This window comes from Providencia sp. PROV004 (assembly GCF_011045615.1).
In the GTDB taxonomy this organism is placed as follows: Bacteria; Pseudomonadota; Gammaproteobacteria; order Enterobacterales; family Enterobacteriaceae; genus Providencia; species Providencia rettgeri.
Genome location: NZ_CP042859.1, coordinates 97,830 through 112,795 on the forward strand (window position 1 = coordinate 97,830; position 14,966 = coordinate 112,795).

At 40.2% G+C, this 14,966-nt stretch carries 14 protein-coding genes; 3 read left to right on the top strand and 11 right to left on the bottom strand.

What is annotated here, in order from left to right:
* Positions 1-9 precede the first annotated feature (9 nt).
* The 10 genes from FVA69_RS00415 to FVA69_RS00460 all read right to left on the bottom strand — a co-directional run bounded on the left by FVA69_RS00415 (position 10) and on the right by FVA69_RS00460 (position 8,698).
* Positions 10-702: a phosphoglycolate phosphatase gene (locus tag FVA69_RS00415; RefSeq protein ID WP_109913175.1), complete on the bottom strand. Its 693-nt coding sequence runs from the start codon at positions 700-702 to the stop codon at positions 10-12.
* Positions 699-1,373, bottom strand: coding sequence for a ribulose-phosphate 3-epimerase (gene rpe, locus FVA69_RS00420; protein ID WP_004263207.1), 675 nt, complete (start codon positions 1,371-1,373; stop codon positions 699-701). Before rpe ends, FVA69_RS00415 begins: the two co-directional genes overlap by 4 nt.
* A 15-nt stretch (positions 1,374-1,388) precedes the next feature.
* Entirely contained in the window at positions 1,389-2,291 is a 903-nt protein-coding gene (gene dam, locus FVA69_RS00425; RefSeq protein WP_004906600.1) for an adenine-specific DNA-methyltransferase, read from the bottom strand.
* 82 nt (positions 2,292-2,373) lie between these two features.
* A complete protein-coding gene (locus tag FVA69_RS00430; protein ID WP_164528243.1) occupies positions 2,374-3,285 on the bottom strand; it encodes an SPOR domain-containing protein in 912 nt (303 codons plus the stop codon).
* Positions 3,286-3,548: 263 nt separating this feature from the next.
* Complete coding sequence (aroB, locus tag FVA69_RS00435; protein WP_004906595.1) at positions 3,549-4,637, bottom strand: 3-dehydroquinate synthase; 1,089 nt, start codon at positions 4,635-4,637, stop codon at positions 3,549-3,551.
* Positions 4,638-4,682: 45 nt separating this feature from the next.
* Complete coding sequence (gene aroK / locus FVA69_RS00440; protein WP_164528244.1) at positions 4,683-5,204, bottom strand: shikimate kinase AroK; 522 nt, start codon at positions 5,202-5,204, stop codon at positions 4,683-4,685.
* A gap of 507 nt (positions 5,205-5,711) precedes the next feature.
* Positions 5,712-6,776 (bottom strand): transporter, encoded by a 1,065-nt coding sequence (locus tag FVA69_RS00445; protein ID WP_432652825.1) that lies wholly within the window; start codon positions 6,774-6,776, stop codon positions 5,712-5,714.
* Positions 6,769-7,317: a hypothetical protein gene (locus FVA69_RS00450; RefSeq protein WP_109913173.1), complete on the bottom strand. Its 549-nt coding sequence runs from the start codon at positions 7,315-7,317 to the stop codon at positions 6,769-6,771. The genes FVA69_RS00445 and FVA69_RS00450 overlap by 8 nt, the downstream gene beginning before the upstream one ends.
* Positions 7,310-7,855, bottom strand: a complete 546-nt coding sequence (locus tag FVA69_RS21580) for a PilN domain-containing protein (RefSeq protein WP_164528245.1) — start codon at positions 7,853-7,855, stop codon at positions 7,310-7,312. Before FVA69_RS21580 ends, FVA69_RS00450 begins: the two co-directional genes overlap by 8 nt.
* Before the next feature lie 3 nt (positions 7,856-7,858).
* Positions 7,859-8,698, bottom strand: coding sequence for a pilus assembly protein PilM (locus FVA69_RS00460; protein ID WP_109913171.1), 840 nt, complete (start codon positions 8,696-8,698; stop codon positions 7,859-7,861).
* Between the two features lie 116 nt (positions 8,699-8,814).
* On the opposite strand from FVA69_RS00460, the gene mrcA reads away from it, so the two are divergent.
* The gene (mrcA, locus tag FVA69_RS00465; RefSeq protein ID WP_004906580.1) at positions 8,815-11,331 is read left to right on the top strand and encodes a peptidoglycan glycosyltransferase/peptidoglycan DD-transpeptidase MrcA; all 2,517 of its coding nucleotides are present in this window, start codon (positions 8,815-8,817) and stop codon (positions 11,329-11,331) included.
* A 156-nt stretch (positions 11,332-11,487) separates the two neighbouring features.
* Here the strand turns inward: mrcA and nudE are convergent, their stop codons facing one another.
* The gene (gene nudE / locus FVA69_RS00470) at positions 11,488-12,039 is read right to left on the bottom strand and encodes an ADP compounds hydrolase NudE (protein WP_004906579.1); all 552 of its coding nucleotides are present in this window, start codon (positions 12,037-12,039) and stop codon (positions 11,488-11,490) included.
* A 326-nt stretch (positions 12,040-12,365) separates the two neighbouring features.
* Between nudE and FVA69_RS00475 the strand changes: the two genes are divergently transcribed.
* Together FVA69_RS00475 and hslR are read left to right on the top strand one after the other, a co-directional pair.
* Entirely contained in the window at positions 12,366-14,459 is a 2,094-nt protein-coding gene (locus tag FVA69_RS00475; protein ID WP_164528246.1) for an IgaA/UmoB family intracellular growth attenuator, read from the top strand.
* Positions 14,460-14,523: 64 nt separating this feature from the next.
* Positions 14,524-14,934, top strand: a complete 411-nt coding sequence (gene hslR / locus FVA69_RS00480; RefSeq protein ID WP_109913169.1) for a ribosome-associated heat shock protein Hsp15 — start codon at positions 14,524-14,526, stop codon at positions 14,932-14,934.
* The last annotated feature ends 32 nt before the right edge of the window (positions 14,935-14,966 follow it).

Genomic DNA, 14,966 nt, shown 5'->3' on the forward strand with positions numbered 1-14,966 from the left:
TGTCCTTGCTTATTTTATTTCAGATAACCCAATTGCAGGTAATAAATCAGAAAAATGTGTTAATACACAGTTCGGTTCACTCAGTGCAATAGATTCACCATAGTTATAACCGTAGGTCAGACCGACACACGGGCATTCAGCGCTTTTCGCTGCAATAATATCATTACGAGAATCGCCGACAAAAAGCAATTCTTCTTTACGTAAACCGAATGTTCCCATCGTTAAGTAGAGAGGAGCTGGATGCGGTTTTAAAGCTTTGACATCATCGCTACCCAATACTAGAGAAAAGTAGTGTTCAATGCCTAATTTCTTCAATAATGGCGCAATAAATGGGGTTGCTTTATTCGTTACAATTCCCATAGGCAGGCCATGTTTCGCTAATTGCTCTAAAGTGTCTTTTACTTCAGGGAACAGTTGGCTGCCTGTTGTGACAGATGTTGCATAGAATTTATCAAAACTGGCTCGCGCTCTTTTTTGTAGCTCGGGCGTGATTTCGGCTCCTGCCCAAGAAAGCGCTCGCTCAACTAATATATCAACCCCATTGCCGACCCAAATAGAAACGCGTTCTTTACCTGCGGGAGGGAAATTTAATTCGTTGAGCATGTTGTCGATAGCGTCAGCTAAGCCGCTGGCGCTGTCTACGAGAGTGCCGTCTAAATCGAAAGCTATCGCTTTGATATTCTCTAATACGACTTGAGTCATTGAGATACCTTTTGTAATTCGTTACGCATCGCGTCGATAACAGTTTTATAGTCGGGTTGGTCGAAAATAGCAGAACCTGCAACGAAGGTGTCGGCACCTGCTGCTGCAATCTCTGCGATATTATTCACCTTGACACCGCCATCGACTTCCAAACGAATATCATAACCACTCTCATCAATTAATTTACGGACTTGGCGCAATTTATTGAGTGTTTGTGGGATAAAGGATTGTCCACCAAAGCCGGGGTTGACAGACATGAGCAGGATCATATCGACTTTATCCATCACATAATCAAGGTAGCTAAGTGGGGTTGCTGGGTTAAATACTAGCCCTGCGGTACAGCCATGCTCGCGAATTAACTGCAGTGAGCGGTCAACGTGTTCACTGGCTTCAGGGTGGAAGCTAATATGGGTTGCACCCGCTTTAGCAAAGTCAGGGATAATGCGGTCAACGGGTTTCACCATTAAATGGACATCAATAGGTGCGGTTATTCCGTAGTCTCGCAGTGCTTTACATATAGGCGCCCCAAACGTTAAGTTTGGTACATAATGGTTGTCCATAACATCAAAATGCACGATATCGGCACCAGCTGCAAGAACATTGGCAGTATCTTCGCCTAAACGGGCAAAGTCAGCAGATAAAATAGATGGGGCAATGAGAAAGTTTTTCATTATTGTCTCCGATTATTAATCGTTATCTGAGAGCCATTCATCGCTAGGTACAAGGCGCTGTGTTTTTTTCTTATCTATTTTTCTAGGAGAAAGGCTATTTGGTATACCCGGATATAATGCCAGTAACTCATTGACTTTTGTCCGGTTCAATATATTTCTACTGATAGTGCGACGTACTTTTACAATATGTAATTGGGCTTGATGATACCACTCTCTCGTCATCGGGGTATCATGATTTGAGATCAAGACAGGGATTTTGCTTTCTGTTGATAACTTTTGTGCCAAAATCGCTAAGTTTTGTTGTTCAAGCGAATTAAATGAATTCGTATGATACGCGGTGAAATTAGCGGTATCTGATAAAGGTGCATAGGGTGGGTCACAGTAGACAACAGATCCCTCTTTTGCGTTGAGCAAAGTTTCACCATAATGCTGAGTCATAAACATCGCATTTTGTGATTTTTCAGCAAACCACAGTAATTCTTCTTTAGGAAAATAGGGCTTTTTATAGCGGCCGAAAGGAACATTAAATTCACCACGAGAATTATAACGGCATAACCCATTATAGCAGTGGCGGTTTAAGTATAAAAAAAGGACACTGCGTTTCTCAGTATCGGTCGATTGGTTAAAGGCTTCACGCATTAAATAATATTGTTCGGAAGTATTATATTCAGGTGTGAAGATTTGCTGGGCTTCTTCGATAAAAGAATCAGCACGGTCTTTAACTGTATTATAGAGGTTGATGAGGTCACTGTTGATATCTGCCAGTATGTAGGAATCATAACTGGTGTTTAAAAACACTGACCCAGCACCAACAAAAGGCTCAATTAAGCAATCACCTTGTGGAAGGTGTTTTTTGATTTCTTCCACAAGGGGGTATTTGCCCCCAGCCCATTTTAAAAAAGCGCGTTTTTTTTTCATGCCGTCTTTATTATTACAATCGTTTAGAGTACTAAATCTATACTCTGTCAGGACAACATAATGCGCCCGGGGAAAAACGTTGTTATTTTTGATCCTGTTTGACTTGTTTCATATTTCTAACCCACGGTTTTTTCGCTTGCACTGCAGCAGGTAAGGTTCCTATTGCATTTTTTGCGTCGGTCACTGAACTATAATTTCCGTGAATAAGAACATACCAGGTTTGCCCATTACGTATAGTTTTATAGACTTTGTAATTGGCCAGTTTGTTTTCTTTTGCAAAAGCTTCCAATGTATCAGAGCGGCTTGCGCTGCTGAGTTGTAATGTATAGCTACCAGCTGGTGCAGACATGATATTACTACCTTGGCTACTTGCTGTTGATGCAGGTTTCGCTGGCTGTTTAGTCTGCACAGGATGTTTTTGCTCAACGGGTTTTGCAGGTGTTTTTTCTGGTGTGACTGGTTTTACCACGGGTTGCTGTTCGACAGGTTTAACGGTTGGTGGTGTTAACTGTGTCGTATTTTGTGGTTGGTTAGTATTTGGTACAGAAACTTGGCCTTGATTTAAGGCATCAACGACATCACCAGGTATTTCGATACGCTCACCCAGACCATTTGGTTGAGTTTGAGGCTCTCCTTGGGTTGGTGTCGGTGTGATTTGTAAACCGGTAATTTCTTGCGGTTGCCCTGATAACGTTTGACCTTGTGAATTTGTCAACGATGAGGAGCCCGATAAGTCGATATTCTGTGAATTATTTGCACCCGTTGTTTGTTGCTTTTCATGCTCTGTAGGGGCCTTTAACGCTGAGCTGATAGCAATAATGAGCAGCAATAGAACCAGAACACCTACACCAATCATAATATGTTGGCGTGAGAGTGCAATTTTAGGTTTTGCAGTAGATGATGATTGGCGTGAGCGCCCTGTCGGTCTATCTGATGTATCTGGCCTAAGATCATTTTGACCTTGAGGCTGGTTATCTGGTTTAAATTCGTCCATTTTCCTCTCCCGAATAAAATTTGCCTATAGTAGAGATAAAATGTCTCTTATCAGTACAACCTCTTAACGACCAAGCAGGGCATCGCTGCTTATTTTAAAGCATATATCCTTTCGTAATACCACGCTAGCCAAAGTGGTATTGATAATACGCTTTTTCAGAGTTTCGTATATAGGCGTAGGCATACCGTATAATTTAACGACTTTAGCGAACATCTACCAGTAACATTTTAAAACGTCAGTAAAAATTCGGGTTTTTCTTCGTTTTATGACATACAGGATGATATTGCCGCAATGACAGTCTGCGTATCAACATCTGAACGCATTTCCGAATGGCCGATAGTGGTAGGCAAAATTAAATGTAGTTTTCCACCCATCACTTTTTTATCTCGCATCATATGTGGGAGATAATCATCGGGCTTCATTTGTGACGGGCCTGTGACGGGAAGTGATGCACGTTCTAAAAGAGTGACCACCCGCTGTGTTTGTTCAGGAGTAAATTGGCCAAGTAGCTCAGCTGTTTTTGCTGCCATAACCATGCCAGCCGCGACAGCTTCACCATGTAACCAGACGCCATAGCCCATATGCGCCTCGATAGCATGGCCAAAAGTATGGCCTAAGTTCAATAGTGCACGTAACCCACTAGTTTCTTTTTCGTCTGCCGCAACGACTTGTGCTTTTAATTCACAACAACGGCGAATACAGTAAGCCATCGCTTGGTCATCAAGAGCGACGAGAGCATCGATATTATCTTCTAGCCAGCTAAAAAACTCACTATCGAGGATAATGCCATATTTAATGACCTCAGCTAAACCAGAGGCGAGTTCTCTTGGGGGAAGTGTTTTTAAACAGTTGAGATCAATCACGACAGAAGCGGGTTGATAAAATGCACCGATCATATTTTTCCCTAATGGATGATTGACGGCAGTTTTACCACCGACAGAAGAGTCCACTTGAGATAATAAGGTCGTAGGAACTTGAATAAAACGCACTCCACGCTGATAACTTGCTGCTGCGAAACCGGTTAAGTCGCCAATGACGCCCCCACCAAGAGCGATGAGGGTGGTGTCACGGTTATGGTGTTTTTCAAGTAATGCGGTAAATACATCATTCATAATGAATAATGATTTGTATTGTTCGCCATCCGGTAGAATGATGGTATCAACTTTTACACCTGAAGATTCAAGAACATGCTTTATCTTATCAAGATAAATAGGGGCAAGAGTTTCATTTGTCACGACCATTGCTCGTTGACCTGCAGTTAATGGCCAAAATGCATCCGTTTGTTGATATAAGCCGGGTGCAATATTGATTGGATAACTACGTTCGTCTAGAGTGACGGTGACTTTTTCCATCTTGCTTTACCTTAAGTTCATTTTTGAAAATAACACCATGAATAATTAGTTTTTTTCTAATAGTTCAATGATTTGGCTGGCAACAACTTTAGCGCTTTGTTCATCAGTATGAATGGTAATATCAGCAATTTCTTCATACATCGGATTACGTTCGTCAGCCAGTTTCTCAAGAACTTCACGTGCAGGTTCGTCAACTTGTAGTAGTGGACGTTTTTTGTCACGCTGTGTACGAGATAATTGTTTCTCAATTGTGGTCTCAAGATAAACAACGACACCGCGAGCGGATAAGCGATTACGGGTGTCTTTGGACTTAACAGAACCACCGCCTGTTGCTAAAACAATGCCTTGTTTCTCTGTAAGCTCATTGATGATTTTTTCTTCGCGATCGCGAAAGCCTTCTTCACCTTCAAGGTCGAATACCCAGCCTACATCTGCGCCAGTGCGTTTTTCTATCTCGTGATCAGAGTCGAAAAACTCCATATTAAGCTGTTGAGCCAACTGACGGCCAATAGTACTTTTGCCAGCACCCATTGGTCCAACCAGAAAGATATTGCGTTTCTCTGCCATGTTTTTTGGTATTACTACGATTATTCGTTAATGATTACCCGCCCCGCCAATCAGATTAGCGGCGGGACCTAAACTGAAACCTCATAAGTGATGATGTGAGATCAGATAAGAAAATTATCTCAATACATCAACCTGAATTGCAACTATATAAATATGGCACTAAGCAAGCAAAGTGCCATATTTAAAATTGCAGGTTTCTATATTTGAGCCGTCTATGTTGTCTAATACCTTGTTTATCATGGTTTTTAACAGTTTTTAGCTATTGGTATCAGCAAGTTATTTCTGTTAAGTGTAGAGCAACATTAATTGTGGCTGTTTTATAAGCGACTGACAGCTTGTTCTTTAATCTACGGATAGTTAGAACACTCAATGGATAACCTTGTATGCTAAAACGACGTCAGCGTCAAATTTATCCGGTAGGTTTATGGCATAAAAAATATTTTTTTTTGTCATCTTTGACTTATTGCTTATTCAACTATTTGAAGTATATGCGTTATTTTTTCTATATTAAATATTGATAAGTTTTGGTGTTATAAAAACGATAAGGACACGTTTATCTATATGCTCTGCCGTATTTGTGAATAATGTACCTAGAAAAGGAATGTGAGATAAAAAAGGTAACCCCGTCTCTGTTTTTTCTTGTTTTTGCTGAAAAATTCCCCCAAGGATAAGTGTTTCATTATTTTTGATAGTGACGGTCGTTGCGATTTCTTGCTTATTGATGGCCAAGTGATGATGTTGACTGCTAGTGAGTGCAGTATCAGGCGAGTTATGACTAATTTTTAGATTTAACTCAACTTTTTCATCACGCACAATAGCGGGAGTGACATCCATCCCGAGTACAGCATCTTTAAATTGTACGTGCGTTTTCTTTTCATTACTGGTGACGTAGGGGATCTCTGTACCTTGCTGAATACTTGCGGGTTGTTGGTGTGAAGCAACTAAACGAGGACTCGCAATAATAGAAAGCAAATTATCTTTTTCTAATGCTTTAAGTTTCATTTCAAGTAAACCCTCTCCAAGGCTAAGAACATTGAAGGAAAATTGCCCGGATATTGAAGAGTAACGGTTGTAACGATGTAAATGATTAGCGCTCAGGTTTCCCCCTGCCATCATTCCCCATTCTAAACCCAATTCTTGTAATGCAGTTCGGCTGCTACTAATGATATGTGCGGTGATTTGCACTTGTTTATTTGGCATATCTTTATGTTTTATCCATTCATCAATCAGTGCTAATCGGTCTGGATCATCTTTAATAATGAGGCTGTTTGTCGTGATATCGTGATGGATAGATGCATTTTTTGATAATAACGACGTATCAGGGTGTTCTAATAGGAGACGAACCTCTTGAACATTGATTGAGACTAATTTAAATATTTTTTCGGCTTGTGGTGTTTTACTTGGCGCTATCGGCGCTATTGTAATCTCCGAAGTGGGCTGATTTTCTATTACTAAAGGTGGGGTAAGTGGTGCAAAGGGATCTCTAATTTCTTCGGCAGAGACTAAAAATGAAGATAAAAAGAGGAGTCCTCCAATAATTATCATGTGAATGTTAGTTGGTGAGCTATTCATTATGGTTATCATCCTTGATAGCAAGAGTGTTGTTGAAAAAAGAAAATGAGATGGTGGTAACAATAACTCCTTGTTTTAAATTTATTTTTATGTCATGAAAATGCCATCTCTGAGTTTGAGGAAGAGTAAGAAGTTGCTCTATAACGTAATAAATAGCAGCAAAATTGCCTTGGAACTCCATAAAATAGGTATTGATATCTGTGGGTTGCAATTGATTAAGTGTGACTGAAGAACGGGAAAGTAAAGTATTTAACTGTGTAAGTAATTCAAGAGGGGCTTCGTTAGTATCAACTGATTGTTTTAACAATTGAGCCTGCTTTTCTAGCTGTTGCAACGAAGGTGAGTGGCGGAGAGTTTTTGTTTCTTTTGCAATTGCTTCAGTTAAACTCAGGTTCTCAGTGGCTAATCCCATGATCTGATTTTGGTTTTCTTTCCAGTATAAAAAATACCCAGCAGTGATACAAAGAGCCATGAAGAAGCAAACCGGTAGCGTTTGTTGCCAAAAAGGGCGATACCAAAAAGAATGTGTAGATTCACTCATCGAACTCCCCTTGGTATTTAGCAGTTAGGTGTAAACGATTTAATTGATTCATTCGGCTGATTTTTTTCAATTGAATATCGCTCAAACCAGGGTGTTTTTTAAGCTGTAAGCTGAGTGAATTGATATCTTGAAAATCATAACTGTTAGCTTTGATCTCTATTTTGTTATCCATTAACTGTAGATTTGTGAGCCAACTTTTGGGCGGTGTTATAGTCGACAGATTTTGTAATAGCCTAAGTAAAAATTGATTATTTTCCATGATGCTATCTATCTGTTTTTTTTTGTTCATCAAACGGTTATTCTGTGCTTGTTGAGCCGTGATTTGTAATGTTAATTGCTGTATCTGTTCGTATTGCAGTTGGCTATTATGCTTTCTGTTTTTTAGGTCATTTATTTCAATTTGTTGAAATAAAAGTAAAAAAATACAAGCTATAATTACTGAACAGCAAACCACAAAACAAAAGAGTAAAAACTCTCGTATCTTCTTTTTTATTTGCTGTTGGCGCCAAGGAAGAAAATTAACTTGGTATAGTTCCATCAGTTAAATATCTCCATGACGCAAAGCAAGGCCGGCGGCAATCACAAAATCCCCCAATAATTGCGGTAATTTAATATTATGCTTTTGAAAAGCTTGACGTAATTCCCAATGATGAGCAACCTTAGCGGTGTGATGAATATGTTGATGATCTGTAATCAGGTAGATAGGCGAAGTAGGGGGAGTATCATCTCGATCAAGAAAGGGCAGCAAGTGGGAAAGTGTCGGTATGTCGGTATCTTGTAAATGGTTGTAATTCGCTGGTTGGCTAGTTGGCCCTGACCAAAGCCATTCACCTTGTCGGTAATGAATAACCCAACATTCATCGGGTAAACCCGCATTTCTTGCCACATAACGTAAAGCTATGGGGGCGACATCAATAGCAAGTAGGTTAAACCCGCTTTCTGTAAATAGATTTTGCCAAAAGGTAATATCTGACTGGCGAGCCCCATTAAAATAAACTTGTTGTTTGATGACGCGATAGTCGATAACCAGCTCTTGGGCGTGCATAGAAAAACGCTTTTCAGCTTGAGATTGTAAGTACCACCCTAATTCCGGTTGTGGCAATTTGATTTCACTGGGTAATGAAATTTGTTGTTTTATTGTACGAACGGCAGGTAATGCGAAGGATACTGAACACTTTTTAGGTAATTTCTGACGCCATTGTAATAAAATATCCAGTAAAATTTCATACTGCTGATGGCTAGAATTATCCGTTAATTCGAATGGTAATTGCTGCTGCCAACATTCACATAAATGCCAGTATTGTCTGCGCCGCTTTGCAGCGACTAGCTGGATTCTATCTCGATATAGGTCGATCCCAATGTTCCATTTTGATGTATACATAGTTAATTTCCTTATCATTAACAAATAAATTACGTTTTCTATTGTGCTGTATAAGCTTTATACTGTGTGTTAGTGATATCTAAACCCTCTTGTTAGCCGAGCATGGGAATTTTCCGGTGAAGTTCGTAAAATACTTTTTTATTCTTGTTTTCTGTTGCATTTTTTTGGGAACCGCCTCGATTTATGGCATGTATAAATATGTCGAAGGTGAGTTACCTGATGTCGCAACAATGAAAGACATTCGTCTGCAAATTCCAATGCAGGTATACAGTGCGGATAACGAATTGATTGCCCAATATGGGGAAAAACGTCGTATTCCTTTACCGCTGGCAGAAATTCCTCCTTTAATGATAAAAGCGTTTATTGCAACTGAAGATAGCCGTTTTTATGATCACCACGGGATTGACCCTATTGGTATTTTCCGTGCTGTTACTGTCATGGCATCATCTGGTCATGCTTCTCAGGGGGCCAGTACGATTACTCAGCAGCTCGCGAGAAACTTTTACTTAAGTCCTGAAAAAACCTTGATGCGTAAAGTTAAAGAGGCTTTTTTAGCTATTCGCATTGAGCAGCTTTTTACTAAAGATGAAATTATGGAGCTGTACCTGAATAAAATTTATTTAGGTAACCGTGCTTATGGCGTCGGGGCGGCTGCGTACGTTTATTTTGGTAAGACAGTAGATGAGTTGACGCTTAGTGAAATCGCGATGATTGCGGGTTTGCCAAAAGCGCCTTCTACATTTAACCCGCTGTATTCTTATGACCGTGCGGTAAGTCGTCGTAATGTGGTTCTTTCTCGTATGTTTGAGGAGAAATACATTACTCAAGACCAGTATGAACAAGCAAAAAATGAAAAAATAGTTGCTTCATATCATGCGCCGAAAATCGATTTTTCTGCGCCGTATTTAGCCGAAATGGCGCGTCAAACCTTGTTTGATAAATATGGTGAAGATGCCTATACCGATGGGTATAAAGTTTACACTACGGTGATCCGCAAAGATCAGGAAGCAGCAACAACTGCAGTTCGTAATAATTTGATCGACTACGATACTCGTCATGGCTATCGCGGTCCTGCCGAAGTTTTATGGAAACAGAATGAAACGGCTTGGACAGCAGAGCAGATTGTTGAAAAATTGAAGAAAATGCCTGTTTATGGGCCATTAATGCCTGCCGTCGTAACATCTGCAACGGCTTCAGAAGCACAAGTGATGTTAGCTGATGGCTCGCAAATCCCAATTACGATGACCGGGGTGCGTTGGGCACGTAAATTTATTTCAGATACTCAGCAAGGCGCCACGCCAAGAGCCGTAAATGCAGTGATGCAAGTGGGTGAGCAAATTTGGGTTCGAAAAGTTAAAGATAACTGGTGGTTAGGGCAAGTGCCTGATGTAAATGCTGCCTTTGTTGCTTTGAATCCGAATGACGGTGCAATTATTGCGCTTGTTGGTGGGTTTGACTTCAATATGAGTGAGTTTAACCGGGTTACTCAATCATTACGCCAAGTTGGTTCGAATATTAAACCTTTCTTGTATACCGCTGCGATGGATAAAGGCCTGACATTATCATCATTACTTAATGATGTGCCGATTAGCCGTTGGGATGCGGGCGCAGGTTCTGATTGGCGTCCTAAGAATTCACCACCTCGATATGATGGGCCTATTCGTTTGCGTCAAGGTTTAGGCCAATCAAAAAACGTTGTGATGGTTCGCGCAATGAGAGCCATGGGTGTGGACTACGCCGCTGATTATTTGACTCGCTTTGGTTTCCCTGCGGAAAATATTAACCGTACAGAGGCGTTAGCGCTAGGTGCGCCATCATTTACACCAATGCAAATGGTTCGTGGATATGCCGTCATGGTCAATGGTGGGTATTTGATTGACCCATACTACATTTCGAAGATCGAAAATCATAATGATGAGGTTATTTTCGAAGCTAATCCTAAAATAGCATGTCCTGATTGTACGAATATTCCTGTGATTTATGGGGATACTGAACGCACTATTGCGAGTAAAGGTATAGATGATGAATCTACCGAAGAAGTGACGCAATCGGATGATAATACCGTCATACAAGAGCCAACAATGGAATTAACAACGGCATCTAACCTAGACGGGAATGCCGGTGATCAATATGCACCTCATGTGATTAATACCCCACTCGCATTCTTAATTAGGGATGCGATGATGACTAATATCTATGGCGAGCCTGGTTGGTCTGGTACAGGTTGGCGTGCAGCGAGAGACTTAGGTGGCCGGCGTGATATTGGTGGAAAAACAGGAACAACGAATAGTTCGAAGGATGCTTGGTTCTCTGGCTATGGTCCAGATGTTGTGGCTTCAGCATGGATAGGTTTCGATGACAATAGGCGCACACTAGGTCGTGGTGAAGCGGGTGCTAAAAGTGCACAGCCTATGTGGGATGACTTTATGAAGTCTATTTTGGATGGAGTGCCTGTGAAAACAATGAAGCCACCTAAAGGGGTTATTTCTGTATCCATTGATAGCCGGACAGGTAAGTTAGGTTCTTCCCGTCGTGAGTATTTTATTGAAGGAACAGAACCGAAAGAACATGCAGTACAAGAGGTAGGCACGACAATTTCTACGGAAGGTGGGGCTAGCCAAGAGCTATTTTAAAATTATTGTTGGCTAAACTCTCTCAATTAGCACCCCATTGTTGATTTAAAACATGGGGTGTTTTCTATAGAGACATTTAATATATCAGGCGATTATGTGCCAATATTAATAATTGGTTATGGAAATCACATACAGCTGATACAATAATAAGTGTTTTTACTTACTACTTTTTAAGTAACGTTCTAGATAGAAAAGTGCGCTAATATTCCGAGCTTCGTTGAAATCAGGATGTTCCAGTAATTCCATCATTCGAGATATTGGCCATAGCTCTTGTTGTAGTGGTTCTGGCTCATCTCCTTCGAGTTTTTCGCTGTATAAGTCTTGAGCGATAAGAATGTTCATTTTACTTGAGAAGTATGATGGTGACATCGTAAGTTTGGCGAGCTGAACAATGTGATTAGCGCCATAACCTATTTCTTCTTTGAGTTCACGTTGGGCTGCTTCAATGGCTATTTCACCGGGGTCGATAGCACCTTTGGGAAAGCCTAATTCATAGCTTTCAATTCCGACAGCGTATTCGCGAATGAGGATGAGGTTATCACCCATGATAGGAACAATAAGAACCGCTTCACGTTTTGCGGGCCGCATTCTTTCATAGACTCGTTTTTCGCCATTACTAAATTCGAGGTCAACTGATTGAATGCTGAATAATTTTGATTGAGCAACATCTTGAATATTCAAGATTTTTGGTTTTTTTAACTCTGTCATAACGATTTCCGAACAGGATGAGTGAAATCTATTGCTAAAAGCATATTTCATTGATTTACGAGACGCGTTGTACTTAGTACTGCCCGTATTTTGAAATCACCGTACAACTATGACCTATATCAAAATAAAATGATAGATATTATCGAGTCGATAAAATGCTGTTAGTATAATCGTCGTTCAAAAATAGCACGGATGAATAAATAAAAAAATTTTTTACAAGATGTTGTAATTTAAAATAAAAATCCTAAATAGAATAGGAATTGGCTTATTTTTAGAAAGCCTGATGGTTGATATGCTTTTCTTATTCATTTTTCATTGGGGAAACAATGCTGAACCATGTCATTATAACGGCTATAATTGTTATTAGCCTGACTATAATGGCTTCCTTCCTATATTTTAGGCGGGGGCGGCGTTCTGGCGTCTATCAAATACCCTCTGTAGCGTCACCATCATTTAGAAAAATGATTGATTCAGATTACCAAACCATCTCTCAGTATTTAAATTATTGCTCTGCTGTATCAATAAATTCTTCTCAACATCCATGGCAAATCAAAAAAAATTCAACAATAGCAACAATTTGCCATTCATTAACGCGTTTTAATTTGCGCCAAGAGCAGGGAAATAGCTGGCGTTATTTTATTGATACCATTGAAGTTCAGCTCCCTTCACAGCTTGAACCGTTTTTGCAGCGCCAAAATGTCATGGAGATAGTCGAAACAGATCATTTACCATTGATTATTTCAATGAATAGTCACTCATTGAAAGATTTTAGTAGTGAATGGCAAACTGGCGTGCCACTCGATTCAATATTGCCTGATGCTGCAATTCAAGAACGTGGCCAACATAGCATTGAACGATTAAAAGTGCGTAAAGAGACGATAGAAGAGCATAGATTACACCATTCTACGGGCTGGCTTGGCGCTGCGATCATTTGCCTGAGTTTTTTATTTGGTTATTTAACCCTCGTTTCAATCCCGTTATTACAGGAATCGGGGTTAGTGATTTCAATGATTACGTTTGTCATTGGGTTACTTGTTCTTTTTCGCTCTAGGATGTTTCCTCGAAAATACCAAGATATTCAATGTATTCATGGTCAGCCAAAGCGTTGGGAACTTTATGGAGAGCTTGATAAAAAATACTCAACAAATACCTCTATTGCGGGGATTGATTTGCATTACCCCAGTCATTGGGGAAATTATTTAAAATACGAAGAAAACCAAGCCGTTAATATTGATTTTTATGCAACGGGTGAGGTAGTTAGACACGGTAAATACCTTTCGTTGCATGAAGAAGAACGTTATTACCCATATAAACGGTTCAAGAAGAATGTATTGATGTTAGTTGGGGCATTATTAACGATGTCTCTGATATTTGCATATCAACCGATGGGGCTGCCGATAAAACTGGGTTTTGCTTGGTTAGGTGGTACAGAGAAAATCACGGTTGAAAACCCTAATGATCTCGTTGCTCGTCAGCTTAAAGTTGGGGATACATTAGTTGCCCAAGGTAAAGGGATGTGTTACCGCCCACCGAATTTGAATAAAGAAAACCAAGCTCAATTTGTACCGTTTGATTGCTCTGGTATTTATTGGAATGATGTTAGTTTACTGACTGAACCTCAATCAGAGGTTGTCGAACGTTCAATATCATTGCTTGATACTGTCAAAAGCCAATTACATCCAGACAAAAACTCAGTCGGGGTTAATCCAAGGTTACAGCGCGATATTATGAAATCTGGGATGAATATCATCTTTGATTTTTCGGCTATTATTATGGGAACAGAACAACTGTGCCATAATTCGGATAACTGCTTAAAATTAAAAAATGCACTGACTAACTTAGGAAGTACAGAGGATTGGCCTACATTAGTAAAGAAAGCATCCACAGGAAAATTAAAAGGGGCTCATGTTTTATTGCGTGCGGGTAGCGCAGAGGCCTTGGAAAACATCGTGGAAGACACCATATATGATTTTATCAGGACAGAAATAGACAGAGAAGTGCGTAAAATTAATAGTCCGCCTCCTGGAGGTGTTTTATTAATTAGTGATGAAAATAAGCCTTTAGTCGATTCGATACCGGGAGCTTCTTTTAATGAGTTATCGCCATTACAGCGTTGGCAAGAATTGCAAAGGTTATCAAATCTTCTAATCAATACACCGTTCAATATTGAAGGGGTCATTACGAGTTTATCAGTAGATGCTAATGGCACATTGCAAATTGTGTTGCATGAAGAGCCCAATTCAAAAGTGGTATCTCAGTATATACGTAGTGCGATTTTTATCCTGTTTTTGTTAGTGTGTGCTTTGTTAAATGGTTCGTTGATTGTGCTACGTGTTTTGAATAATAAGAAGCGTTTGCGTAATATCACAGAATATTATGATAAATGCTTTGAGGCTAATCCCCCTTCCTATCGTCGATAGTATCATCCCGAAAATAGAGGGAGCCTCTTCTTAGTTTGATTCAGACTTATGTTGAGGAGGCACCATGAATCAATCCACTATAGAATCTGTTCGCCTTGATAAATGGCTGTGGGCTGCGCGATTTTATAAAACGCGTGCAGTCGCCCGTGAAATGATTGAAGGTGGTAAAGTTCATTATAATGGGCAAAGAGCTAAGCCCGGGAAGATTGTTGAGTTACACGGAATCGTTAAGCTTCGACAAGGTAATGATGAACGGACGGTTGAAATCATGCAAATTAGTAGCCAGCGTAAAGGCGCGCCGGAAGCACAGTTTCTGTACTGTGAAACCGTAGAAAGTATTGAACAACGAGAGAAAATGGCACAAGCGCGTAAGATGAATGCACTTACGATGCCGCATCCAGAGCGACGTCCAGATAAGAAAGAACGGCGTACTCTATTAAAGTTTAAACAAACAAATTCTCATGAGTCGTCTTGATGACGGCCTGAGCAACAGCCCGAGCAATAGAG

Excerpts from the sequence above, each read along its gene's own strand:
- FVA69_RS00415 (WP_109913175.1), bottom strand. The coding sequence starts at position 702 with ATGACTCAAGTCGTATTAGAGAATATCAAAGCGATAGCTTTCGATTTA.
- rpe (WP_004263207.1), bottom strand. The coding sequence starts at position 1,373 with ATGAAAAACTTTCTCATTGCCCCATCTATTTTATCTGCTGACTTTGCC.
- dam (WP_004906600.1), bottom strand. The coding sequence starts at position 2,291 with ATGAAAAAAAAACGCGCTTTTTTAAAATGGGCTGGGGGCAAATACCCC.
- FVA69_RS00430 (WP_164528243.1), bottom strand. The coding sequence starts at position 3,285 with ATGGACGAATTTAAACCAGATAACCAGCCTCAAGGTCAAAATGATCTT.
- aroB (WP_004906595.1), bottom strand. The coding sequence starts at position 4,637 with ATGGAAAAAGTCACCGTCACTCTAGACGAACGTAGTTATCCAATCAAT.
- aroK (WP_164528244.1), bottom strand. The coding sequence starts at position 5,204 with ATGGCAGAGAAACGCAATATCTTTCTGGTTGGACCAATGGGTGCTGGC.
- FVA69_RS00445 (WP_432652825.1), bottom strand. The coding sequence starts at position 6,776 with ATGAATAGCTCACCAACTAACATTCACATGATAATTATTGGAGGACTC.
- FVA69_RS00450 (WP_109913173.1), bottom strand. The coding sequence starts at position 7,317 with ATGAGTGAATCTACACATTCTTTTTGGTATCGCCCTTTTTGGCAACAA.
- FVA69_RS21580 (WP_164528245.1), bottom strand. The coding sequence starts at position 7,855 with ATGGAACTATACCAAGTTAATTTTCTTCCTTGGCGCCAACAGCAAATA.
- FVA69_RS00460 (WP_109913171.1), bottom strand. The coding sequence starts at position 8,698 with ATGTATACATCAAAATGGAACATTGGGATCGACCTATATCGAGATAGA.
- nudE (WP_004906579.1), bottom strand. The coding sequence starts at position 12,039 with ATGACAGAGTTAAAAAAACCAAAAATCTTGAATATTCAAGATGTTGCT.
- FVA69_RS00475 (WP_164528246.1), top strand. The coding sequence starts at position 12,366 with ATGCTGAACCATGTCATTATAACGGCTATAATTGTTATTAGCCTGACT.
- hslR (WP_109913169.1), top strand. The coding sequence starts at position 14,524 with ATGAATCAATCCACTATAGAATCTGTTCGCCTTGATAAATGGCTGTGG.